21 protein-coding genes, 1 tRNA gene, 1 other RNA gene and 1 pseudogene are annotated in these 23,102 nt (G+C 64.0%); 11 read left to right on the top strand and 13 right to left on the bottom strand.

The annotated features are described in order from the left end of the window. Nucleotides 1-203 (top strand): annotated as a pseudogene (locus AB4Z38_RS20825) (hypothetical protein); the annotation flags it as partial. 34 nt (nucleotides 204-237) lie between these two features. Beyond that, nucleotides 238-459 carry a hypothetical protein gene (locus tag AB4Z38_RS20820; protein ID WP_441431461.1) on the top strand — a complete coding sequence of 74 codons (222 nt, stop codon included), beginning with the start codon at nucleotides 238-240 and terminating at the stop codon, nucleotides 457-459. A 132-nt stretch (nucleotides 460-591) separates the two neighbouring features. Here AB4Z38_RS20820 and purL read toward each other — a convergent pair whose 3' ends face one another. The 3 genes from purL to purS are packed head-to-tail and all read right to left on the bottom strand — an operon-like array spanning nucleotide 592 to nucleotide 3,915. Then, entirely contained in the window at nucleotides 592-2,910 is a 2,319-nt protein-coding gene (gene purL / locus AB4Z38_RS20815; RefSeq protein WP_441431460.1) for a phosphoribosylformylglycinamidine synthase subunit PurL, read from the bottom strand. Then, nucleotides 2,907-3,662 (bottom strand): phosphoribosylformylglycinamidine synthase subunit PurQ, encoded by a 756-nt coding sequence (gene purQ / locus AB4Z38_RS20810; protein ID WP_441431459.1) that lies wholly within the window; start codon nucleotides 3,660-3,662, stop codon nucleotides 2,907-2,909. Before purQ ends, purL begins: the two co-directional genes overlap by 4 nt. A gap of 1 nt (nucleotide 3,663) precedes the next feature. Next, the gene (gene purS, locus AB4Z38_RS20805; protein ID WP_028265707.1) at nucleotides 3,664-3,915 is read right to left on the bottom strand and encodes a phosphoribosylformylglycinamidine synthase subunit PurS; all 252 of its coding nucleotides are present in this window, start codon (nucleotides 3,913-3,915) and stop codon (nucleotides 3,664-3,666) included. A gap of 318 nt (nucleotides 3,916-4,233) precedes the next feature. Between purS and AB4Z38_RS20800 the strand changes: the two genes are divergently transcribed. The 4 genes from AB4Z38_RS20800 to AB4Z38_RS20785 all read left to right on the top strand — a co-directional run bounded on the left by AB4Z38_RS20800 (nucleotide 4,234) and on the right by AB4Z38_RS20785 (nucleotide 9,712). Then, entirely contained in the window at nucleotides 4,234-4,419 is a 186-nt protein-coding gene (locus AB4Z38_RS20800) for a hypothetical protein (RefSeq protein ID WP_441431458.1), read from the top strand. 158 nt (nucleotides 4,420-4,577) lie between these two features. Continuing rightward, nucleotides 4,578-5,834 (top strand): hypothetical protein, encoded by a 1,257-nt coding sequence (locus AB4Z38_RS20795; RefSeq protein ID WP_441431457.1) that lies wholly within the window; start codon nucleotides 4,578-4,580, stop codon nucleotides 5,832-5,834. Between the two features lie 132 nt (nucleotides 5,835-5,966). After that, nucleotides 5,967-6,257, top strand: a complete 291-nt coding sequence (locus AB4Z38_RS20790) for a DUF1540 domain-containing protein (protein WP_345449533.1) — start codon at nucleotides 5,967-5,969, stop codon at nucleotides 6,255-6,257. Between the two features lie 281 nt (nucleotides 6,258-6,538). Then, complete coding sequence (locus AB4Z38_RS20785; protein ID WP_441431456.1) at nucleotides 6,539-9,712, top strand: S8 family serine peptidase; 3,174 nt, start codon at nucleotides 6,539-6,541, stop codon at nucleotides 9,710-9,712. A 273-nt stretch (nucleotides 9,713-9,985) separates the two neighbouring features. On the opposite strand, the gene AB4Z38_RS20780 is transcribed toward AB4Z38_RS20785, so the two are convergent. From AB4Z38_RS20780 to AB4Z38_RS20765, 4 genes are read right to left on the bottom strand one after another with little or no spacing between them, the layout of a single operon-like run. Then, the gene (locus AB4Z38_RS20780) at nucleotides 9,986-10,357 is read right to left on the bottom strand and encodes a serine protease inhibitor (protein ID WP_441431455.1); all 372 of its coding nucleotides are present in this window, start codon (nucleotides 10,355-10,357) and stop codon (nucleotides 9,986-9,988) included. After that, the gene (locus AB4Z38_RS20775) at nucleotides 10,354-11,397 is read right to left on the bottom strand and encodes a 3-methyladenine DNA glycosylase (RefSeq protein ID WP_441431454.1); all 1,044 of its coding nucleotides are present in this window, start codon (nucleotides 11,395-11,397) and stop codon (nucleotides 10,354-10,356) included. Before AB4Z38_RS20775 ends, AB4Z38_RS20780 begins: the two co-directional genes overlap by 4 nt. Further along, nucleotides 11,294-11,863, bottom strand: a complete 570-nt coding sequence (locus AB4Z38_RS20770) for an SSI family serine proteinase inhibitor (protein WP_441431453.1) — start codon at nucleotides 11,861-11,863, stop codon at nucleotides 11,294-11,296. Before AB4Z38_RS20770 ends, AB4Z38_RS20775 begins: the two co-directional genes overlap by 104 nt. A gap of 16 nt (nucleotides 11,864-11,879) precedes the next feature. Then, nucleotides 11,880-12,392 (bottom strand): MarR family winged helix-turn-helix transcriptional regulator, encoded by a 513-nt coding sequence (locus AB4Z38_RS20765; protein WP_441431452.1) that lies wholly within the window; start codon nucleotides 12,390-12,392, stop codon nucleotides 11,880-11,882. A gap of 109 nt (nucleotides 12,393-12,501) precedes the next feature. Between AB4Z38_RS20765 and AB4Z38_RS20760 the strand changes: the two genes are divergently transcribed. Both AB4Z38_RS20760 and AB4Z38_RS20755 read left to right on the top strand, forming a co-directional pair. Continuing rightward, nucleotides 12,502-12,726, top strand: coding sequence for a hypothetical protein (locus AB4Z38_RS20760; protein ID WP_441431451.1), 225 nt, complete (start codon nucleotides 12,502-12,504; stop codon nucleotides 12,724-12,726). Nucleotides 12,727-12,881: 155 nt separating this feature from the next. Next, a complete protein-coding gene (locus tag AB4Z38_RS20755; protein WP_284981842.1) occupies nucleotides 12,882-13,061 on the top strand; it encodes a hypothetical protein in 180 nt (59 codons plus the stop codon). Between the two features lie 168 nt (nucleotides 13,062-13,229). Here the strand turns inward: AB4Z38_RS20755 and AB4Z38_RS20750 are convergent, their stop codons facing one another. Beyond that, nucleotides 13,230-14,576 carry an aspartate kinase gene (locus AB4Z38_RS20750; protein WP_284981841.1) on the bottom strand — a complete coding sequence of 449 codons (1,347 nt, stop codon included), beginning with the start codon at nucleotides 14,574-14,576 and terminating at the stop codon, nucleotides 13,230-13,232. Nucleotides 14,577-14,827: 251 nt separating this feature from the next. On the opposite strand from AB4Z38_RS20750, the gene AB4Z38_RS20745 reads away from it, so the two are divergent. Further along, complete coding sequence (locus AB4Z38_RS20745; RefSeq protein WP_441431450.1) at nucleotides 14,828-15,784, top strand: ABC transporter ATP-binding protein; 957 nt, start codon at nucleotides 14,828-14,830, stop codon at nucleotides 15,782-15,784. Continuing rightward, the gene (locus tag AB4Z38_RS20740; RefSeq protein WP_441431449.1) at nucleotides 15,781-16,974 is read left to right on the top strand and encodes an ABC transporter permease; all 1,194 of its coding nucleotides are present in this window, start codon (nucleotides 15,781-15,783) and stop codon (nucleotides 16,972-16,974) included. Before AB4Z38_RS20745 ends, AB4Z38_RS20740 begins: the two co-directional genes overlap by 4 nt. Nucleotides 16,975-17,034: 60 nt before the next feature. On the opposite strand, the gene recR is transcribed toward AB4Z38_RS20740, so the two are convergent. The 4 genes from recR to AB4Z38_RS20720 form a co-directional block, all read right to left on the bottom strand. Then, on the bottom strand, nucleotides 17,035-17,634 hold the full coding sequence (recR, locus tag AB4Z38_RS20735) for a recombination mediator RecR (RefSeq protein WP_028265726.1): 600 nt from the start codon (nucleotides 17,632-17,634) through the stop codon (nucleotides 17,035-17,037). A gap of 80 nt (nucleotides 17,635-17,714) precedes the next feature. Then, entirely contained in the window at nucleotides 17,715-20,984 is a 3,270-nt protein-coding gene (locus AB4Z38_RS20730) for a DNA polymerase III subunit gamma and tau (protein ID WP_441431448.1), read from the bottom strand. Nucleotides 20,985-21,017: 33 nt separating this feature from the next. Next, an RNA gene (gene ffs, locus AB4Z38_RS20725) (signal recognition particle sRNA small type) lies at nucleotides 21,018-21,114 on the bottom strand. A 128-nt stretch (nucleotides 21,115-21,242) separates the two neighbouring features. Then, the gene (locus AB4Z38_RS20720) at nucleotides 21,243-21,566 is read right to left on the bottom strand and encodes a hypothetical protein (protein ID WP_441431447.1); all 324 of its coding nucleotides are present in this window, start codon (nucleotides 21,564-21,566) and stop codon (nucleotides 21,243-21,245) included. 310 nt (nucleotides 21,567-21,876) lie between these two features. Here AB4Z38_RS20720 and AB4Z38_RS20715 point away from each other — a divergent pair. Beyond that, a tRNA-Ser gene (locus tag AB4Z38_RS20715) sits at nucleotides 21,877-21,961 on the top strand. 197 nt (nucleotides 21,962-22,158) lie between these two features. On the opposite strand, the gene AB4Z38_RS20710 is transcribed toward AB4Z38_RS20715, so the two are convergent. Continuing rightward, nucleotides 22,159-23,058 (bottom strand): LysR substrate-binding domain-containing protein, encoded by a 900-nt coding sequence (locus AB4Z38_RS20710; RefSeq protein ID WP_441431446.1) that lies wholly within the window; start codon nucleotides 23,056-23,058, stop codon nucleotides 22,159-22,161. Between the last annotated feature and the right edge of the window lie 44 nt (nucleotides 23,059-23,102).

Here is a 23,102-nt window from a genome sequence, read left to right as displayed (position 1 = left end):
TGCCGCGATGTCGCCAGAAGGAGCCAACACAGATGTTCTACGTGATTAGACCGGAGGGCGCAGCCCATCTCAACCGTCCACACGTCGTCGTCCACCGCATGAAGCTCTATGAGGACGAGCTCACGACGGTTGACGGCGTCCCGGTCACCACCGTGGAGCGCACCTGGCTGGACATGGCCGAGATGCTGACCTGCGCCGATTGAGGCCGGAGACGGCGGGAGGTTCCTGCAGCCTGACTTGTCGTACAAAAAGCACAGGATCGGCATCGAGTACGAGGGCGACAGCCACGGCAACGAAGCACAAGTGGTGCGGGACATTAGCCGCTCGGAACGGTATGAGGCGCTGGGCTGGACGGAGGTCCGGATCTCAAAGCGCCACATGGTGAACAGCGCCAAGTCGGCCGTGGCGAAGATTCGGACGGCACTGATCCAAGCCGGTTGGCGTCCTGCCTGTTCTTAAAAACGATTGCGCCCCACCGGCTCCCAGCCTTCGCAAGCTCAGGCCGGGGCCCTCGCCGGCGTGGCCCCACGTAACTGCCGTTCTGAAGGTTCAAGACGGCAGTTACGGAGCAATCGATGAGCCCTCGTGGGCCTAGCCGAAGTACTTCGGCAGGGTTGCTTCGTGAGCTTCGTTGAGCGCGTCCAAGGACAGCTCGTCCACGCCGTTGATCTCCAGCTTGCCGCCGGCAGCGTCGACGACGCCGATCCGGAGGTGGGCGAAGCCGCGGGCGGTGCACATGTCCTTGAAACGTATTTCCTCGGAGCGCGGAACGGACACGATGGCCCGGCCCTGGGACTCGGAGAACAATGCGGTGAACAGGTCCACGCCGTCGCGCTCCACGAGTTCGTCCAGCGCAATCCGGGCGCCGACGCCGTAGCGCAGTGCGGACTCCACCAGCGCAGCGGCCAGGCCACCCTCGGACAGGTCGTGCGCGGCGTCGATCATGCCGTCGCGCGAAGCGTTGATGAGGATTTCGCCCAGCTGGCGCTCGATGGACAGGTCAACCTTCGGCGGCAAGCCACCGAGGTGTCCACGCAGGTTGGACCATTCCGAACCGTCCAGTTCCGCGGCCGTGGTGCCCAGCAGGTAGATGGCCTGGCCGTCTTCCTTCCAGCCGGACGGGGTGCGGCGCGCGACGTCGTCGAGCTTTCCCAGCACTGCAACCACAGGGGAGGGGTGGATCGGCACGGTACCGGTCTGGTTGTACAACGAGACGTTGCCACCGGTGACCGGGACGCCAAGCTCCATGCACGCGTCCGACAGTCCACGAATGGACTCGGCCAGCTGCCACATGACGTCGGGATCCTCGGGGGAACCGAAGTTCAGGCAGTCGCTGACGGCCATCGGGACCGCGCCGGAGGTGGCGACGTTGCGGTATGCCTCGGCAAGTGCCAGCTGTGCGCCGTGGTACGGGTCGAGGTAGGTGTAGCGGCCGTTGGCGTCGGTGGCCAGGGCCACGCCAAGCCCGGTTTCCTCGTCCACGCGGACCACTCCGGCGTCGTCCGGGAACGCCATGGCAGTGTTGCCGCCGACGTAGCGGTCGTACTGCTTGGTGATCCAGGCCTTGCTGCACATGTTCGGCGAAGCAATGAGCTCGGTGATGGCAGCGGCCAGTTCCCCGGAGGCGGAGGGGCGGCCGGCGTCCTGCACGGAACCCGTGAAGGTATCGGCCTGCACGGAATCCTGCCATGAGGGTCGGGCAAACGGGCGGTCGTAGACCGGACCGTCGTGGGCAACGGTGCGCGGGTCGACGTCGACAATGACTTCGCCTTCCCACGTGATGATCAGGCGTCCGGTATCGGTCACTTCGCCCAGCCAGGAGTATTCCACTGCCCACTTGTCCATGACCGCTTCGAAAGCGGCGATGTTCTCGGGGGTGACTACGGCCATCATGCGTTCCTGCGACTCGGACATCAGGATTTCGCCCGGGGTCAGGGTGGGGTCGCGGAGCAGCACGGAGGTCAGCTCAACCTGCATGCCGCCGTCGCCGTTGGAAGCGAGCTCGGACGTGGCGCAGGAGATGCCCGCGGCGCCGAGGTCCTGGATACCCTCAACCAGTGAACCCTTGAACAGCTCCAGGCAGCACTCGATGAGCACCTTTTCGGCGAACGGGTCGCCAACCTGGACGGCGGGGCGCTTGGAGGGCTTGGTGTCGTCGAAGGACTCCGAGGCCAGCACCGAGGCGCCGCCAATGCCGTCGCCGCCGGTGCGCGCACCGAAAAGGACTACCTTGTTGCCCTTGCCGGAGGCGTTGGCCAAACGGATGTCTTCGTGGCGCATGACGCCGACTGCCAGCGCGTTGACCAGCGGGTTGCCCTGGTACACGGAGTCGAACACCATTTCGCCACCGATGTTCGGCAGGCCAAGCGAGTTGCCGTAGCCACCGATACCGGCAACGGCACCGTGCATGACGCGCGCCGTGTCCGGGTGGTCGATGGCGCCGAAACGTAGCGGATCCATCACGGCCACCGGGCGGGCGCCCATGGAGATGATGTCGCGGACAATGCCGCCGATGCCGGTTGCGGCACCCTGGTAGGGCTCCACGAACGACGGCGAGTTATGGGACTCGATCTTGAACGTCACGGCCCAGCCGTCGCCCAAGTTGGTGACGCCGGCGTTTTCGCCGATGCCCACGAGCATGTCCTTCTTCATCTCCTCGGTCACCTTTTCGCCGAACTGGCGCAGGTGGTTCTTCGAGGACTTGTAGGAGCAGTGCTCGCTCCACATGACGGAGTACATAGCGAGTTCGGCGCCGGTGGGGCGGCGGCCCAGAACTTTCACGACCTCGTCGAACTCGTTCTGCTTGAGGCCGAGTTCGGCCCAGGGGAGCTCGGTGTCCGGCGTCTTGGCCGCGTTCTCGACGGTGTCGATGTTGAACTTCTTGCCGACGGTTTCAGCTGAGGTAGTCACTGTGCGCCTCCCACGATCTTGTTCAGGACGGACGTAAAGAAGCCCAAGCCATCCGTGCCGGCGTTGGACTCCGGACCGAATCCTGGCTCCACCGCGTGCTCAGGGTGCGGCATAAGGCCCACCACGTTGCCCGCGGCGTTGCTGATGCCGGCGATGTCGCGGCGTGAACCGTTCGGGTTCCAGCCGACATAGCGGAACACGACGCGGCCCTCGGCCTCAAGGGCGTCCAGGGTCTTGTCGTCGGCGATGTACTGGCCGTCCTGGTTCTTCAGCGGAACCGTGATTTCCTCGCCGGCCTCGTAGTCCGAGGTCCACAAGGTCTTGTTGTTCTCCACGCGCAGTACCTGGTCGCGGCACAAGAACTTCAAGTGGTCATTCTTGATCATGGAGCCCGGGAGCAGGTGCGACTCTGTCAGGATCTGGAAGCCGTTGCAAATACCCAATACAGGCAGCTTGGCGTCGCTGTTGGCAGCATCGATGATGCGGGACATCAGCGGAGCGAAGCGCGAAATCGCACCGGCGCGCAGGTAGTCGCCGTAGGAGAAACCGCCCGGGATGACGACGGCGTCCACGTCAGCCAGGTGGGTGTCCGCGTGCCAGAGCGAGACGGCGGTGCCGCCTGCGAGGCGGACCGCACGGGCGGCGTCGCGGTCGTCAAGGGTGCCGGGGAAGGTGACGACGCCGATCTTGGCCCCGCTCAATTGAGGTTCGACGGCCACAGGCGCTCCGCCGATCAAGGGAAGTTCAGTCATGTCAGGCCTCGACGACCTCGACGTTGACGACGTCTTCGATCACCGGGTTGGACAGCAGGGTCTCGGCAGCCTCGCGGGCCTGGGCGAGGATGGCGTCGGTCACCTCGCCGTCGACGGTCAGTTCGAAGCGCTTGCCCTGGCGGACTGCGCTAAAGCTGGTGAAGCCGAGGCGGGGCAGTGCGCCCACGATGGCCTTCCCCTGAGGGTCCAGAATCTCGGGCTTGGGCATGACGTCGACGACGATCCGGGGCATCCGGTAACTCCTGTGCGTGAGCGTTGGTTAAACCTTGGTTAAAGGCTGCCGCGGAGTGGTGCCGTCTCACGCCGGAACTGCGTCCAAACAGTGTTCAGCAACAGTGTTTAGCAGCAGGGTTTTACGGAATGTGGGGGCGCTCCGCGAGCTTGCATGCCCATTCTACCGGCCAAATCGCTACATACCCTATTTGCCTGGGATCGGTGAAGCGGCCCCGTGGGCCGCGCCAATTCACGGCGGCGCCCCGCCGACGTCGGGGGTTTTCAATGCCTGACGGCGGCTCTGGCCGGGGGTGGTTTGCGTCACTAGGATTGCGGCATGGCCGAGAACGCTAAGTCGATGGTTTTGCCCGTGCTCCTTGCCGCTGTTTTTGCCGGCCTGGGGAGGATGGTTTTCCAAAGGATCAAGGCGGACCGGGCTGCCCGGGAAAACCGTATTTCCGTCCCGCCGGATGCTTCGGCAAGGGCCAAAATCAGCGACGCGTTGCGGGGGATCCATTCCTAGCGAGGCCTGGGCCGCTGACACCGCGTGTTTGTGCGCCGTTCACACCGCGGAACCATAAACTATCCGGGCTAGACCCTCGCGATGGTCCTGATGTACTTTCCATACCAAAAGGTAATTAAACCTTATTCTTTCGCAACTTAATTATTGGGGGAATTGGCTTGAAGAAATCTGCTCGCAGCAGATCACGGCTCGTTGGTGTCATGGTGGTGCTTGCTGTGCTGCTCTCGGCGCTCATTAGTCCGGTTACCGCAAGTCCGGCAATGGCCGGGACCGGGCCTGTCGGCGGCCTCACACCCATGGCGCCCACGCGGATCCTGGACACACGAACGTCGTCGGGACCGGTGCCTGGCGGAGGTTCAGTCTCAATCCGAATCCCGGGGACAAATGGATTCCCGTACGGCACGCAAGCAGTGGTCCTCAACATCACGGCCACCGACGGCACTGCTGCGGGATTCCTCACGGCGTACCATTCGGGCGTCATGGCGCCTCACACTTCCAACGTCAATTACGGGCCGGGACAGATGGTTGCGAACCTGGCTATCGTTGAAGTCGGCGCTGATGGGCAGATCGCCATCTCCAACACTTCGGCAGGAACTGTGCAGATCGTCGTTGACGCTTCGGCGTACTTCGGCCTGTCCGGGCCCTCCGGAGCGCCGGGCTCCTATCAGGCTGTCGGGCCCGCCAGGCTTCTCGACACCAGGACTTCATCAGGCCCCGTCGCAGGTGGCGGAAGCGTGCCACTCCGTCTGGGAGGATCCACTGGCGTCCCGGCAAACGCGTCTGCAGTGGTTGTGAACTTCACAGTCACGCAATCGACATCATTCGGATTCATCACCGCTTATCCAAGCGGCTCCTTAAAACCCAATGTCTCGAACCAAAACTATGGGACCGGCCAAACAATCCCGAGTCTTGCCGTCGTGCCGGTAGGACCTGATGGCACGGTGATGATTGCGAACACCTCGACCGGAACAGCTCAAATCGTTGCGGACGTTGTTGGCTTCTTCCTGCCGGGGACGCCAACCATATCGGGAGCATTCGCACCGGTTGCACCAACGCGCCTTGTCGACACTCGCACAAACGGTGGTCCGGTTGTCAACGCCGGCACCGTGCCCGTTCAGGCCGCAGGAATCAACGGAATCCCGCAAAATGCCAGTGGCGTCTGGGTGAACCTCACCGTGACCGAACCGACAACCTTCGGCTACTTCATGGCACGTGGTTATAAGGCGCCGTGGACGTTCACTTCCAATCTGAACTTCGGTGACCGGCAGACGATTGCGAACATGTCGTATGTGCCGATTGGAGCTGACGGCAAGATAGAGATTCAGACTATCCTCAGCCAACACCTGATCAACTGGACACCGGTTATGGAAACCTCGCAAGTCATCGTCGATGTCTTCGGCTACACCCTCCCCTAACCACCGGCGGGCAGTGCACGACCCGGACTAATAGGGTACGCGCAAATGCGCTAATCTTCCGGGTTAAAGCCGTGTATTCGGGAGTAGCTTGGAATTGCTGTCAAGGAAATTCCCCGTCCAACAGGAGGAGCAATGACCGAACACGTCGCCGAAGTGTCCGCATGCAGCGTTGGCAGCTGCGGATTCAACCATCATGGCTGCACCGCGTACGGGATCACGATCGGCGGAACCGCGGACCACGCATCCTGTGCCACCTTCATTGACACCGCGCTCATGGGAGGACTCCCCAAAGTCCTGGCGCACGTCGGGGCCTGCCAGCGCTCGGAATGCACCCACAACAACAACCTCATGTGCGAGGCCCACGATGTCCGGATCGGCCCCGGTGCCGAAGCGGCTGATTGCTTGACCTACCAACACGCCTGAGGCTCCTTCCGGCCCGCCTTCGTCATCAATATCTGAATATCCGCACAGCGGGCACGTCCCCTTCCGACGGGGGCGTGCCCGCTGCTGCGTGCGGATGTATTCTGATGCCGAATGACATGACAAAAAACGTGAAATGTGTCCTATGTCATATTCGACTATCGCTCTGTACTCTATGAATCGGCTGGGCTTTACCTGATTACAAGAACTGTCAATCGGTGCCCATCCATTGTTGATTGATCTTGACATGACCGCCACGATCGCCCGGAAAGGTGCAATCACTCGTGAATTCACAAGGAAAGAGCTTCATTGGAAGCGGGCGGCTTCGAAAAGCTGCGGCGCTAGCCGTCGGACTACCGGTTCTGCTCTCCTCGCTGGCTTTGACACCCGCTCAAGCTGCGCCCGCTTCCGGCTCAACGGTCTTCGGCTCAACGGTTGCGGGGGTTGCCCGGAATGTCGACCCCAAGTCTTATCAGGATGGCCGCTACGTGGTGGTGCTGGCAGAGAAGCCAGCGGCCACTTACGACGGCGGAACGCCCGGCTATGTGCCCACCAAGCCGCAGGCTGGCAAGAAGCTTGACGTCGGCAAGGCCGAAGTGAAGCAGTACCAGGCCCACTTGCAGCAGAAGCAGCAGGACGTGGCAAAGCAGCAGAGCGTGAGCATCAATCGCGACTACACCACAGCCATCAACGGCTTCAGCGCCACCCTTTCCGCGAACCAGGCCGCCAATCTCGCGAAGAACCCCGATGTTCTCCTCGTGGCCCCGGACACCCAGTCAGCTCCGGACTACTCCACCACCGATTTCCTCAACCTCAGCGGACCGAACGGCGTGTGGAACACCCAGTTCGGCGGCCAGGACCAGGCCGGCAAGGGCACTGTGGTGGGCGTCATCGACACCGGCTACACGCCCACAAGCAAGTTCTTCGCCGGCGATCCCGTCCAGCCGCTGGTCGGTGACCCCCAGGTGGGCGTCCCGTACCGCACGAGTGACGGCAAGATCGCCATGCTGAAGGCCAACGGAGATACGTTCACAGGCGAATGCCAGAAAGGCACCGACACCGGGGCCGCCTTTGACGGCACTGCCTGCAATTCCAAAGTCCTCGCCGCCCACTACTTCGCAGATGCCTTCCTCCAGACGGTTCCGCCAGCCCAACGGGCACCCCAGGAACAGATTTCGCCCATCGACGTCGTGAGCCACGGTACGCACACGGCCAGCACCGCTGCAGGCGACTCCGGTGTGGAAACGTTCGTGGATGGCCGCAGCTTCGGCAAGACGAGCGGTGTGGCACCAGCAGCCAAGCTCTCGATCTACAAGGTCTGTTGGGAGGACACCGACCCCAATTCGGGCGGCTGCTACAGTTCCGCGGCGATCGCCGCCATTGACCAGGCTATTGCCGACGGCGTGGACGTCCTGAACTACTCCATTTCCGGCGCTACGGATACCACCACCGACCCGGTCTCGCTGGCATTTCTCTCTGCTGCGTCGGCCGGTATCTTTGTGGCCGCGTCCGCCGGTAACTCGGGCCCGCAGGCCAGCACCGTCAACCACGGCGCACCCTGGATGACCACGGTTGCGGCTACTTCCTTCTCCCAGGAGCTCCAGGGAACCGTCGAATTCTCCGACGGCACCAAGTTCCGCGGAGCGAGCATCATGAACCACCAGGTGAGCGGGGCCGGCGTCGTGCTCTCCGCAAACGCCGCATCAGGTGCCGGTAACGCAGCACTCTGTGCGCCTGGGTCCCTGGATCCGGCGAAAATCGCCGGCAAGGTAGTGGTGTGTGACCGCGGGGTGGTTGACCGCGTCGCCAAGAGCGCCGAGGTGCTCCGCGGTGGCGGCGTGGGCATGATCCTCGTGAACCTCACCAGCTCCTCGTTGGACACGGACAAGCACGCAGTGCCCACCGTCCACGTGAATCCTCCGGCTTCGCAGGCCATCAAGGACAAGGTCGCGGCGAACCCGGGAATTACCGTTTCCCTGGTTGACCACGACACCACCGGGCTTCCGCTCGAGGCCCAGCCGCAGATCGCGGGATTCTCCTCCCGCGGCCCGCTCCTCGCCACCGATTCGGATCTCCTCAAGCCGGACGTCTCGGCTCCCGGTGTTGCCGTGCTGGCTGGTGTTTCGCCGATCGGCAGCAACGGTGATGAGTACGGATTCATGTCCGGTACCTCCATGGCGTCCCCGCACATTGCCGGTTTCGGAGCCTTGATCCTGGCGAAGAATCCCGATTGGTCACCGGCAATGGTCAAGTCGGCCATGATGACGACGGCGAGTGACGTCAAGCTGGCCGATGGAACCAAGAACCAGGACGTCTTCGCTACCGGCGCGGGAGAAATGAACCCCGCCAGCGTGCTGGAACCGGGCCTGGTCTACGATGCCGGAACCGAGGACTACCTGAAGTTCATCCAGGGCACCGGCGTCGATCTCGGCAACCCGGGACTTGGATCTACACTGCCGCGCGACATGAACCTTCCGTCGTTCGCCCTGGGTAACCTCGCGGGCAAGATCGAGGTCACACGCACCGTCACCGCGCTCACCCCGGGACAGTACCGGGCCACAGTCAACGTCCCTGGCGTTGACGTCAAGGTCACCCCGTCCGTGCTGACCTTCAACGAAGTCGGCCAGAAGAAGACCTTCACGGTGACCTTCGAAAACAAGAGCGCGGCGCTGGGTACTTTCGCGATGGGATCGTTGAAGTGGGAAGGCGCCAACAAGTCGGTGGTCTCTCCTATTGCGGTCCGTCCGCAGTCGGTCCTGGCTTCCAAGAGCGTCGCCTTCACGTCCCAGCAGGCAAGCGGATCGGCGGACCTCAACATCGTCTCCGGCTCCGACTCACCCACGGCTGTGACCGTTGACGGTCTCTCCAAGGCTGATTCCTCGGCCGCGGAGCTTGTTCCAGGTCCTGTGGCTGTGGCGAACAATGCCTCGAACTTCGTCAAGACCGCCACGGTTGCCCCCGGAACGGCGTTCGCGAAATTCTCGGTGATTTCCTCCGATCCCACCGCCGATTTCGATCTGTATGTTCTGTCGCCGTCCGGTCAGTTGTTCACGGCAGCGACGCCGAGTGCCAGTGAGTCGCTCTCGCTCGACAACCCGGAACCCGGGACCTACACGATCATCGCGAACCTGTATGCCAGCCCAAACAACCAGTCCACCAAGGCCAGTGTTGACGCCGCGATCCTGGGCGCAAACCAAGGCAACGCCACGGTCACGCCCAACCCGATCAACATGAAGAACGGCAAGTCCGGGAAGCTCACCTTCGCGTGGAGCAATCTGACACCGGGCTCGTACATCGGTCGACTCACCTTTGTCGGCACCAGTTCGCCGACGTTTGTGTCCGTCCTGGTCGCGGCAAACGGCAGCGTATCCGTCGCGCCGAAGGATGACCAGGAAGGCCAGCACGGCAAGGGCAAACTGCAGAATGAAGGGGAGGACCAGTCAAACAACGCGCTTTAGTGCGGCAGTGATGGGCTGACAGAAATGCAAGGCAGCGGCCGGCGGGATATCCCGCCGGCCGTTTTCTTGTTATCCCCCGGACGCCCGCTCACCTATGTGGCCCTTTGGGCGGACGCCCGCTCACCTATCTGGCCAAACGGTGGAACCCTCCTGCAGATGATGGGAGCGAGGGTGCGGCTCGGGACCGTCGTATGTGAGCGAGCGTTGGGCTCGGGACCGTCGTATGTGAGCGGGCGTGCGGCTCGGGGGCGTTATATGTGAGCGAGCGTTGGGCTAGATGTTTCCCGTGGATCCTGCCACGCCGCCGAGGAGTGCGGCCATGGTTCTCCAACGGGCGATCTCGCAGCCGTCCGTCCGGCTGAAGCGGCTTCTGACCTCGCGCCCGCGGAACCGGCCCGTCACCAAGGCCACTTGTGGACCGCCGTATTGCTGGGTGCAAATTCGGTCCGGCCGGGGAACCGGAAAGAAGATCTCTTCGCCGAATTGCTCGACGGCGGCAAGCGCCGCGCGGGGGTCCGGAAGAGTCGAGCCTTCGGAGACTGCGCCGCCCGAGCCGAGCAGGACGAACTCATAGTCCACGGCGCCTGGTGACTCTGTCAGCGTGATGGTGAGTTCGACGTCGTACTTTCCATTGCTTGAAGTCATCGCTGTCCTTCGTGAGACGGTGTTTGTGCCAGGATCTCGAGGAGCGGCTGCACTTCGTCGAGGACCCGCGCACGTAGCGCGTGGGCCTCGGCGGCGAATGCCCTCTGATACTCAACGTACTCGGCCTTGCCTTGCGGCGTCTCGATCCTGATCGCCGGATATCCCCACTCTTCAAGGTCGTAGGGCGAGGCCTGCATGTCCATGGCCCGGATCCGCCAGGACAGTTCGAAGCAGTCCATCACCAACTCGCTCGGGAGGGCCGGCGCCAGTTTGTAGGCCCATTTGTACAGGTCCATGTTGGCGTGGAGGCAGCCGGGCTGCTCCATGGTGCGTTGGTTGTCCCGCGTGGGGGTGAGCTCATTGAGCGGGATGGCGTCCGGAGTGTAGAAGCGGAAGGCGTCGAAGTGCGAGCAGCGGATCCGGTTGTCTTCCACCACGGTGTCCGTGCCTTCGGAGCCGAGCCGCAGCTTGAGGTACTCGTGGCGAAGATCGAACTTGTCCTGGCGGTAGACCATGGCCCACTCGTGCAGTCCGAAGCAACCAAACTGGGCGGGCCGCGCAACGGTTCCCCCGAGGATGATGCTGGCGAAGCGGACGGCCTCGGTGCGGTCGGCCGCGAACTTGCGGCGATCGAAGGTGACCGCAAGGGTACCGGCAGGCAGGCCCGCGGCCGCCAGCGCGCCGTCGTCGAGCGCTTTGTAGTACTTCCACCCGGTCCGCTCCGCCGCTTTGGGGCCGGAGAGGACGACGCCGTCGCCCGGGTGCCAGCGCAGCAGCTGGCCGGGCTTCTGGGTGTAGTAGGTGAAGAGGAAATCTTCCACGGGGTGCTTCCGGCCTGCGGAGCGCCGGGCTAAGTACGGCTTGGCGTAGCGGCCAACGCGTTCGTGGTGGGCAGCCTCCAGCGCTAGCCATTTCTCTTGCGGGAGGTGCTTGTGCTTAAGCTCCGGCACCGCTCGAACCAAGGATGTCGGCGACGGCGGCCCATGCGGAGATTTCGCAGCCGTCGGTGAGTTTGTAGGAGGACTCGACGCCCACGCCATCAACGGCCCCGGTGACTATTGCCGTTTGGGGTCCGCCGTAACGCTGGTCGCACATCTGCTCGCTGGGGCGGGGCGTGCGCGTAAGCAGGGCCGGGTTCTTTTTCAGGGCTGCGCACGCTGCGGCTGCGGTGGGGTGGTGGCTTTCGGCAGCGGGGACGCCGCCGGTGCAGACGAGCGTGTAGCTCTCAGGGGCCGCCGTGGGGGAGAGCTTGACGATGATGGAAAGCTCGGCATCTCCGCGGCCCGGGGAGCTGGGAGCGGTGGGGGAGAACGAAGGAGTCGGTTCGCCGCTGGGAGACGCCGTTTCGTCTGGCAAAAGCCCGGAGGGGCTGCTCGACGCCGAGGACGACGTGCTGCTGCCAGGCGCCGTGCTGCTGGGCGAACCGCCCCCGGGGCCGGGCGTGCAGGCGGCAAGGCCAGCGACGGCGACGACGGCCAGCACAGACCGGACTATTCGCAGGCGCATGGAAGTTCTCCTTGATTTATGCCAGTTTATCGCCCGTATCGCCCGTATCGGCAGTCGGGTGTTGAGTGGCCGCGATGAGCCCGGTCATCGCCCGGTGAAGTTCCGCTACTTCGGCCCGGGTCAGTTGGAGCCGTTCCATGATTGTTCCCGGCACGGACGTCGCCTGGTGCCTGAGGGCGGCGCCGGTTTCGGTCAAGGTAATGGCGAGGGCCCGTTCGTTTCCGTGGATGCGGTTGCGGGTCAGGAATCCTGCTTCTTCGAGCCGGCGCAGGATGGGTGAAAGGGTAGCCGGCTCGTGGAGGAGTGCCTCGCTGATGTCCTTGAGCGTGCGCGGGCTGCGTTCCCACAGGGCGAGCATCACGAGGTACTGCGGATGGGTCAGCCCCATCTTTTCAAGCACCGGCTTGTAGACGCCCACCACGCTCCGCGACGCCACCGTCAGGGCGAAGCACAATTGACGCTCGAGCAAAAGGTCGTCTTCCGGCGGGGCGGTGGTTTCCGCGGCACTGGGTGTGATTGCGGCAGCCATGGCTTGCTCCGTTCCGTGTCGGCGACCGGTCTGTACCGGACGATAGTTAGTGCACTAATTATTAGTGTACTATTAAACTACAACATCCTTTTGAGAGAGGGTAGACCAGGTGGCCAAAGAGACCATGACCCAGAGATTCATGCGTGCAACCGGCAAGCTGCGGATAATTTTCGGTCCGGCGCACAGCAGTTCCCTGGATCATGAAATGACCGAGGAGAATAAGCGCCTCCTCGCGCGGCGCCAGGCCGAAGCACAGCAATGGGAGACGATCCGCAGGCCGGACGGCAGTACCTACGTGGTCCCCAAGAACCCCGACGACAAATCCCTTCGTTAGGGGGGCCCAGCCGGCACCGATGGCCGCCGACCCGGGCCTTTTGCGGGTTCCGGGCGTAAAATTGGCCTCACTGGAACCACTCAGCTCCAACCGCACGGCTGGACCTCGCAGCGGGGAAGGAGGTGGGAATTGTGGGACATGCACTCGATACCTTTATGAAGGTCACAGATCGACTGCGTTTCTGGTTCGGCCCGGCAACCCGGGGCGACATTGATACGCCCGTAGTCCACAAGCATGACGACTTCGAGACGGCGTCGGAAGAAGATCTGGGGCATTTCGTCGTCGAAACAGACGACCAGGGCCACCACTACGGAATCCGCAAGGAAAGCGCCTGAAGCCGCTTGCGGCTCCAAGGCCGCGGGAAAGCAGCCGCGGGAAAGCAAAAGAACCGGAGCGTTTGCTCCGGTTCTTTCACGTGTAAGTACTTCAGATCCCGACGGCGGGTGCCCGGCTAGCAGCCGGGCTGCGCGTTCCCGACGGCGGTGCCCGACGGCGGAGTTCGTCTAGCGGCCGGTGCCGCCATAGACGGTTGCCTCGGCTTCGCCGTCGAGCTCGAACGCCTTGTGGATGGCGCGCACAGCGTCATCCAGCAGATCGGCGTGCGTGACCACGGAGATGCGGATCTCCGAGGTGGAAATCATGTTGATGTTGATGCCGGCGTCGGAGAGTGCCTTGAAGAAGGTGGCGGAGACGCCCGGGTGCGAACGCATGCCGGCGCCGATCAGGGAAAGCTTGCCGACGTTCTCGTTGTATTCGATGCTTTCGAAGCCGATTTCAGGCTGCGCCGCACGGAGGGCCGTGAGGGCATCGGCGCCTTCCACGATGGGCAGGGTGAAGGAAATATCCGTGCGGCCGGTTCCATGGGTGGACACGTTCTGAACGATCATGTCGATGTTCGAGTGTGCCTTGGCTATGACCTGGAAAATCGCGGCGGCCTTGCCGGGGATGTCCGGGACGCCGACCACGGTGACCTTGGCTTCTGAACGGTCGTGTGCAACACCGGAGATGATTGGCTGCTCCAAGGCAACTCCCTCTTGAATCGTGATCTTGTCATCGGCGCTGGGCAGGACCCAGGTGCCTTCGTTCTGGCTGAATGAGGACCGGACGTGCAGGGGCACTCCGAATCGGCGGGCGTATTCCACGCAACGCAAGTGCAGGATCTTGGCGCCGGAGGCTGCCAATTCCAGCATTTCCTCGCTGGAGATACGGTCGATCTTCGTGGCAGTGGAGACAACGCGCGGGTCGGCCGTGTAGATGCCGTCGACGTCCGTGTAGATTTCGCAGACGTCCGCTTCGAGCGCGGCGGCGAGGGCCACCGCGGTGGTGTCGGATCCGCCGCGGCCAAGGGTTGTGATCTCCCGGGTGCTCCGGGTCATGCCCTGGAAGCCCGCCACGATAGCGACGTGCCCCTTGTCCAATGCAGTACGGATGCGGTGGGGGTCGACGTCGATGATGCGGGCCTTGCCGTGGATGCCGTCGGTGATCATGCCGGCCTGCGAGCCGGTGAACGACTGGGCCGAGGCACCGAACTTGTTGATGGCCATGGCGAGCAGGGCCATGGAGATGCGCTCGCCTGCGGAGAGGAGCATGTCCATCTCACGCGCGGGAGCAGAATCGGTGACTTGGGCGGCGAGATCCAGGAGCTCGTCAGTGGTGTCTCCCATGGCGGAAACCACCACGACAACCTCGTTGCCGGCCTTTTGTGCGTCAACTACGCGGCGGGCAACACGCTTGATGCCTTCTGCATCGGACACCGAGGAGCCACCGAACTTCTGCACGATCAGCTGCTTGGTCTTGGCAGTCTGCGCGGTCAGGTCTTCGGTTTTCACATCGGTAGTGGGCAAACTCATGCGCGCACCCTCACTGCTAAATTGGGGATCATACGTTGCGTGGCCAGGTAGCGGGACGGCTACGTGGCTTATGTGGCCAGTTTATCGCCGGGCGCGGCGGGCGGGGGAATTGTGACCAAATCTCGGCCATTGGGTGCCTGCCGGGTGGTTTCGGCGTGGCGTACGATCAAGAAATACGCAGCCTGCGGGCATGTGGGCTCACGGGAATTGAAGCGTACTTGTTCTGTTTGGGGGAAACAGGTGAGTAGAGCATGTCCATAGCTGAAAGTTCAAGCGTCCCGGGCAGTGGCGCCCTCGGGGTATCCGCGGAAGGCGTCTCACGCCGCTTCGGTACGGTCCACGCGGTCGAGCACATCGATTTCCACGCGCCGGCCGGGAAGGTCACGGCGCTCATTGGACCCAACGGGGCAGGCAAAACGACGCTCCTTCTTATGCTTGCCTCGCTTCTGCGGCCCGACTCCGGGACCATCCGGATCAATGGGCTGGACCCCCTTCACGACAGCGCAGCAGCGCGGCTTCGGATCGGCTGGATGCCGGACACCCTGGGGGTGTGGGAGTCCTTGACCGCGCGCGAAATCCTGGTCCAGATGGCGCGCTTCTACCGCCTGCCCAAGGCCGGTATCGCCCGGCGTGTTGCGGAGTTGCTCGAACTTGTCCGGCTGGACACCCTTGCCGACCAGCCGGCCCGAGTCCTCTCCAGGGGCCAGCAACAACGGCTCAGTCTGGCCAGGGCACTCATCCACGACCCCTCCGTGCTTCTGCTCGACGAGCCTGCGTCCGGCCTCGACCCGGGATCCCGGGTGGAGCTCCGAAACCTGCTGCGCCGCCTGGCCGGGGAAGGGAAAACCGTGGTGGTTTCCTCCCACGTGCTCAGTGAGCTCGATGAGATCGCGGACGGAGCGGTGTTCGTCAACCAGGGCCGCACCGTGAAACAGCAGACCCTTGAGGAGGCGGCCCTGCAGGGCCGGCGCTATGCGATCACAGCCCTCGACCTCGAGGCCCTCATGGCAAAGCTCAGCGAACTAGGGCTGGAATACCGTGTGGAGGCGGGCCGCCGCCCGTCGGTGACCTTGCTGTTGACGCACGACGACGGCGCTGCCGCCCTCTTGAGTGAACTCGTCCGGTCCGGCATCGGTGTGGTTTCCTTCGCCCCGGCCGCGGGTGCCCTGGAAGAGACGTACATGAACCTGGATACGGAGAGGCGATGAGCAACGTGACTGAAGCCGTGCCTGTTTCAGCGGGACCTCCAGCGGGACCGCAGGGGGCTGCAGGAGGCCGGAACGCCGTCGTCGGCTATCTTGGCGGGATCCGCGACGTCGTGGTCCTTGAGGTGAAACAACGGTTGCGCTCCCGCGGCTGGTACATCATGTTGGGCATCTGGTTCTTTGTGATCGCGGTAGTGACGTGGCTGACCTGGCTCGCCTGGAACGCCAGCATGGAAGCGCGTCGTTCCTCAGTGCCTCCGTCGGCGCTGTCGCCGCAGGACGGGGCCGGGTCGATGATCTTCGAGGTCGTGCTGGCTTTCGTGCTCCTGTTTGCCCTGCTTGTGGCACCCGCGCTGTCCGCCAATGCCATCAACGGAGACCGGGCCGGAGGCACGCTGGCAATCCTGCAGATCACTTTGCTGACTCCCGGCCAGATTCTCTGGGGCAAGTTCTGCGCGGGGTGGCTCGCGGCGCTCGCCTTCCTGGCGATAAGTTCCCCGTTCCTTGTGTTCGGAATGTTCCAAGGCGGGCTGACCCCGGGGCACGTCGTGGTTTCCTTGCTGATGCTTGCCGTGGAACTGGCCGTTGTCTGCGGGATCGGAGTGGGGATTTCGGCTCTTGCTGGGCGGCCCTTGTTCTCGATCGTGGTGACCTACTTGGTAGTTGCCGCATTGGTGGTCGGATCGTTGATTTCCTTCGCACTGGGTGCGCAACTGGCGCAAGGGACGGTGTTGGCCAACTCTCCCGCTAGCCGTTCCGTGCTGTATGCGCCGGTGCAGCCGAATCAACAGGGGCAGCCGATTGAACCAGCGCAGCCGGGCTACACCTGCGAGGGGCCCTTGGTGGAGCACCCGGCCGTGCGGACCGAACGCGTCGCTTGGATGCTCGCGTTGAATCCCTACGTGGTGGTGGCCGACGCGATTCCGTATCCGGACCGGAGCGGGTCGGCATTTTACTCGGTCGGCATGATCGAAGGCATCAGCCAGGGCGCCAGGTCCGCGCTCGCCGGCCCGGACCACACCTACCTATGCGCCAACGGCGTGCCGCAGCCGCAGTACCTCAAACAGACGACGCCCTTGTGGCCGCTGGGACTCGGCCTGCAACTGGTCCTGACGGGGCTGCTCATGTGGCTCGGCTGGCGTTCGCTGCGGACGCCTGCAAGCCGGCTGGCCAGCGGCACGCGGATCGCGTAAGTCGGACGGGTCACTTAAGGGTCCGCAACGGCGTCGGGGGTGTTCCGGGAAGCGCGCTGCCTACATGAGGGCGTTGCGGCGACCCTCGAAGGCCCTTCCGAGGGTGACTTCGTCCGCGTACTCCAGGTCTCCGCCCACCGGGAGGCCGGAAGCGAGCCTGGTGACGGTGATGCCGATCGACTTCAGCATGCGGGCCAGGTAGGTGGCCGTCGCTTCGCCCTCAAGGTTGGGGTCGGTCGCGATGATGATTTCCTGGATGGCGCCGTCGTTGAGCCGGGTGAGGAGTTCGCGGATACGGAGCTGCTCGGGCCCGATACCGGCGATCGGATTGATCGCGCCGCCGAGGACGTGGTAGCGGCCGCGGAAGGACCGCGTGCGTTCCACAGCCAGGACATCCTTGGATTCTTCGACCACGCAGATCACGGAGGGGTCGCGGCGCGGATCGCGGCAGATGTTGCACAGCTCCTGCTCGGTGACATTGCCGCAGACAGTGCAGAACTTCACCCGTTCTTTGACTGTGGTGATGGCCGCGACCAGCCGCTTCATGTCCTCGGGGTCGGCCTCGAGGATGTGGAAGGCCAGGCGCTGCGCCGACTTCGGCCCGACGCCGGGGAGCCGGCCGAGTTCGTCGATCAGCTCTTGTACTGCGCCTTCGTACACAATGTCCTCGTTCGTTTGGTGTGGATCGCGCCCGAACCCCGTGAGGGCCCCGCGCAGGGTGTTGTCACAGAGTCCGGATGTTAGCGGCGCATGCCGTCGAGCGACCGTTCTTCCAGTAGCTTCCCGCCCAGAATACGCTCGACGGCGGCCCGTCCAAAGACTCCCGATTCCTCGATCGTTTCGTCGTCGGCACTCGGGATGTCTTCCACCACGCTGCCGGGCGCGACGGCGGCCCGTGCCGGTGCTTTCTCGCGGCCGGCCATGGCTTCCGGGCTGTTCGAAAGCCGTTGGTAGAGGCTCTGCTTCCCGGTTCCCGAGGGCGCCGGCGCTGCTACAGGGGCCGGGGCCGCTTGGGTCGAGGCTGGCGGAGTGGCTTGCGCGAGTGCTACGGCCGAACGCGCGGTTTCGTCTCCGGGCGTCGCTGCTGCCGGTGACGTGCCGGCCGGCGATGCACCCGCCGGGGGTGTACTGCCTAGTGACGCGCCCGCGCCGGAGGCCGTGGGCTGGGGCGCCGACCAAGTCGATGACCAGTCGGCGGCTGGCGCCGTGGCCGGTGCCGGTGCCTGTGCCGGTGATTGCGGCTGGTTTGGAATCTGCGCAGCGGCAGGTTCATAGACGGGACTGGGCGTCGTCGGCGCGGATGAAGTGGCCTGGCCGTCAGGGACGGCAGAGATGCCCGAAGCCGCGGAACCAACGTTGGACGCGGTGCCGACCACCCACGAGCCCGGCGCCTGCTCGACAGCCCTGGACCATGGATCTTCCGGGGCCTCGGACTTCTTCCCCGAAGGTGCTTGGGTGGAGCGCTTGCTCTTGGGCGCAGAGCCGGCGGGGACTGAGCCGGCGGTGGACATGGCGGTGAATCCCGAAGGAGGCGACGGCTCCCAATCCATGGGCGGTTCTTCGTCCAGCGGGGGAGCGTCCTCGTCCCGCGGGGGGCCCCAATCATCGTCCGAATACGAGTAGTCAGCGGCCGGTTCCGTCGGTGCCGTTGCGGACGACCCAGCTGCTGAGGCGGACGATGCCGGAGTGGCTGTTGAGGCCGGAGCCTGCGCTGCGGAAATGGGTTGGATCGGAGCGGCCTCGGAGGCCGGCGCCGCTTGGGATAGGTGCATCGGTTCGGGCGCCTCGCCGGGCACCGAAGGAACCTGCCCCGACGTTGTCGGTGCCACTGGAGTTGGTGCCGTAGATGCTGGTTGAGCCGTTGGTGCTGGTGGTGCGGTTGGCGCTGGTGCGGCGTCAGCCTTGTCTGCTTCCGGGGCGGCAGGGCTTTGGGCCGCAGGGGCAAGTCCCCATGCGCTATCCACAGCGGACGACACAGCTGGAGAGGCGCCACCCGCTACAGGGGGCGCCGGGTCAGCCGGTGCTTTTGGGTTTGGTTCAGAGCTACCTGAGCTGTTGCCGCCGACCACCGAAGTGATCTGGCAGTCGATGCCGATTGTCTTGTGGATGGCTTGGCGTAGGTTCTCGGCATGGTCTGCGCGGCTGAAGGCGCTCGCAAGACCGTCAGTGCTGAATGCCAGAGTCAGAACTTGGCCGTCGAACTGCGCCACCTGCGCGTTTGCTCCCACCAGCGCCCAGCTGCTGCGCTTGATCTTGGTCAGCGTCTGGAGGATCTCGGGCCAAGCCCGCCGGATCACCTCTACATCGGCGCCACCGGTAGCGGGGCGAGAGGCCTGGACGGTCGCCGGCTGTTGGGCCGCCGGCGACTGGGCTGGCCCGGGCGTTTGGGTTGGCGCGGGCGTGGGTGCTTGGGCTGGTGCCGTTACGGCCTGGGTGCGTTCCTGATCGGTCTCCGGTTGAGCCGCCTGCGCCTGGGCAACGGGCTGCGTCGCAGGAGCTTGAGCGGGGAGCTGACCAGCATGGGCAGCTTGTTCGGGAGCGGGGCGGCTGGCCTGTTGCCTGGTTTCATCCACGGGCCAGTCAGTAGTGGAAACCCGGGGCGGTGTCAGTTGTTCCCTGGACGGTTCCCCGGAAACAGGCGGAGGGCCGGAAGCCGGAGCCTGAGCGACCTCGGCGGGCCTGGATGTGGCTTCCTGGGGCGCGGGTGAGCCGAGGCTTGGTGAGGCGGGAACGGTACTGGCGGCCGCCGTCGGGCGTTCCACTGCTTGATCGGCTGGGCGGGCAGTTGGCGCGGCGGAAGTGGAAGGAGCCGAAGCAGCGTCCGCGGGAGGAAGTGCGCCGCCGTAGTTGAGGCGTCGTTCGACGCGGTCGATCCGCGCAGCGATGCCGCGTTCGGTCTGCTCGGAACTGGGCAGCAGGATCCGGGCGCAGAGCAGTTCAAGATGCAGCCGGGGCGAGGTGGCGCCCGTCATTTCAGTGAGTGCGGTATTAGTGACATCGGCGGCACGGGAGAGCTCAGCGGCACCGAGGTTGTTGGCCTGGCTGCGCATGCGGGCGATCTGGTCCGCGGGCATGCCGCGGAGGATGGCCTGGGCGCTTTCCGGCATGGCTTGGACGATGATGAGGTCGCGGAACCGCTCCAGCAGGTCCTCGACGAAGCGTCGGGGATCGTGCCCAGTTTGGATGACACGGTCCACGGCACGGAAAACGGTGGCGGAATCGGACGCGGCGATTGCCTCCACGACGTCGTCGAGCAGTGAAGCGTGGGTGTATCCAAGCAGCGCGACAGCGAGTTCATAGTCCAGGCCGTTGGGTCCGGCGCCGGCCATGAGCTGGTCCAGAACGGAGAGGGAATCGCGCACCGAACCGCCGCCGGCCCGGATGACGAGGGAGAGCACGCCAGGAGCCACCGGCACGTTCTCCTGTTGGCAGAGAAGCTCGAGGTACTGCATCAGGGGCTCGGGCGGCACCAGCCGGAACGGGTAGTGGTGGGTGCGGGAGCGGATGGTGCCGATGACCTTGTCCGGCTCAGTGGTGGCGAAGATGAATTTGATGTGTTCCGGCGGCTCTTCGACGATTTTCAGCAGCGCATTGAAGCCGGCAGAGGTGACCATGTGGGCTTCGTCAATGATGAAGATCTTGTAGCGGTCCCGGACCGGGGCGAAGGTGGCGCGTTCGCGGAGATCTCGGGCGTCGTCCACGCCACCGTGGCTGGCGGCGTCGATCTCGATGACGTCGAGCGAACCGGATCCGCCGCGGGCCAACTCAACGCAGCTGTTGCATTTTCCGCATGGAGTGTCCGTGGGGCCTTCGGCGCAATTAAGGCAGCGGGCAAGGATGCGGGCGGACGTGGTTTTTCCGCAGCCACGTGGGCCGGAAAAGAGGTAGGCGTGGTTGACCCGGTTCTTGCGCAGGGCCGTCATGAGTGGCTCCGTGACGTGTTCCTGCCCGATAACGTCCGCGAAAGAATCGGGGCGATATCTGCGGTAAAGAGCAGTAGTAACAGTCACAGGGAAAACCTACCTATAGGGACTGACATTTAAATAAGAGACCCCTCATGCACCCGCCAGAGCCCATCTACCCTTGCTACCTTCCGGTCCTGGGGGAGTTCAACAGGATGACGCCACATGAGGGGCCGTCGACAAGCTTACCCGAAGTTATCGAGCCCTCCGAATTTGCGGACATGTGCCTTGTGAGAGCCAAGAAATGGACACATTGGGATTATGTCCAGTGCTCGCGTGTAGGGGTGGGCATGTCCATTGTGTGGGCTAGCGCCAACCGTTCACTGGCCACGTCATGAATGCAGGCTCCTCATAAGGGTGGGCTGAGCGCAGGGCCCGCACTACGGTGTCGAGCAAGTCCGCTTCAACTACGCACTCGACCCGGATTTCCGGCACCGTTTCTCCTTGCCCCACGGCTCCGATGAACGGTTGTGCCCCGGGCAATGGAGTGAAGCGTCCGGTGCCCGGAGTGGTGAAGGAGCAGTGTGAATAGTCGCCGATTCTGCCGGCCCCGGCATCGCCGATCGCGGCCAGCAAGCTCCCACTATGGGAGGCCGGGACGTAGACAACGAGGGCGTGCAGTTGGCTCATGCCACCATCCTCCCAGTGGTCGCTTAAAAACAGGTCAGAGGATGGTTCTTGATCTCCATTGCCAAACCGCTGAAGGCAGCGGACTATGGGTATGTACACCGATTGGGGCAATCTCAAGATTGTGAGCTGCAGGGCCTGGTTTCAGGGGCTGGACCCAGCAGCTCAACGGAGTGCCGGAGGAATGGACGCATTGGGGGCGTCCATTTTTACGTTTAAGCGCATGGAGGGCCGGCTCGGCACCACGAAAGTCCCGATTGGGCGATGCCGAAATTCTCGGGTACAGTGGAGTCTGCTTTTGATTCAGAAGCATGGAGAATTCGCCTAGCGGCCTATGGCGCACGCCTGGAACGCGTGTTGGGTTAACGCCCTCGGGGGTTCAAATCCCCCATTCTCCGCGTTTGGCCCCGGTCCTTTTGGACCGGGGCCTTTTTGCGTTCCCGTGCCCCCATAACCCGGGTCGCGGTCAGACATTGGATTGCTCTCAAGCTGCGGTGCTGAAACCGGGGATTGTTTTCAGAACCGGCCCTTGTTGCGGCCGGATGAGAAACAAGCGCCGGATTGGCTGCGCCGGGGTGGCCCCCAACCTCACGCCCTACACCCGTTCCGCGGCCACCCGTTCCAGCACTTCCCGGCAGGCCAGGATTGCCGGGTGGATCCGGCCGGCGGTACGCGTTGAGGTGAAGACTGTCCGCTTGGGCAGTCCGGGGAGGTCCAGTAGCTGCACTGGCGTGGTCCGTCCTGTCCAGACGAGGTCCGGCATGAGGGCCACGGCATTGCCGGACTCGATGAGCCGGATTTGTGCTTGGAGGTCGGCGGTTTCGTAGCGGACGTCGGGCTCGAAACCGGCGGAGCGGCATGCTTGCTCCGCCCAGTGGCGGGACGCTGCACCGCGCGGTTCCATGACCCATGGCAGCGCAGCCGTGTCCGCGAGCGAGGAAATCGATTCGCCGCCGAGGCCAATCGGGGGAGTGGCCAGCCTGATGGCGTCGCTGGTCAGGGTGGCCCTGTCCAGGCCGGGGTGGTGCGGGGCGGCGTGTCCGGGGTATTGCTCGGCCACCACGATGTCAAAGTCGCGGGCCCACGTTTCATAGAGCGCAGTCTCCGGTTCGCGTTGGATCATCTCGACGCGCACCTCGGGATACTCGCCCTTCATGATGGTGAGGAAGTCCGGCATGAGAGCCAGGGCGGCGGTTTGGAACACGGCCAGCCGGACCGTTCCAGTCACCGTGGAGAGGGACGCTGCCAGGTCCGTCTCTGCCCGCTCGAGCGTGGCCAGCAAGGACGCCGTATGCTCCACCAGGATCTCGGCCTGCGGCGTGAGCTGCACGCGCCTTCCCGATTTCCGAAGCAGTTTCACGCCGGCTTCCTTCTCCAGCAATGTCAACTGCTGGGACACCGACGACGGGCTGTACTTCATCGCGTCCGCCACCTCTGCGAGCGTTCCGCGGATCTTCAATTCGTGCAGCAAGCGCAGCCTGCGGACATCCAGCATTCGACTCTCCCGAAGGTTCTAGAAACTTAATGAATATTCTTCAG

Source organism: Arthrobacter sp. 2RAF6 (assembly GCF_052115205.1).
Taxonomy (GTDB): domain Bacteria; phylum Actinomycetota; class Actinomycetes; order Actinomycetales; family Micrococcaceae; genus Arthrobacter.
The sequence above is the reverse complement of the archived record's forward strand: the minus strand, read 5'-3'. Positions and strand labels throughout refer to the sequence as shown.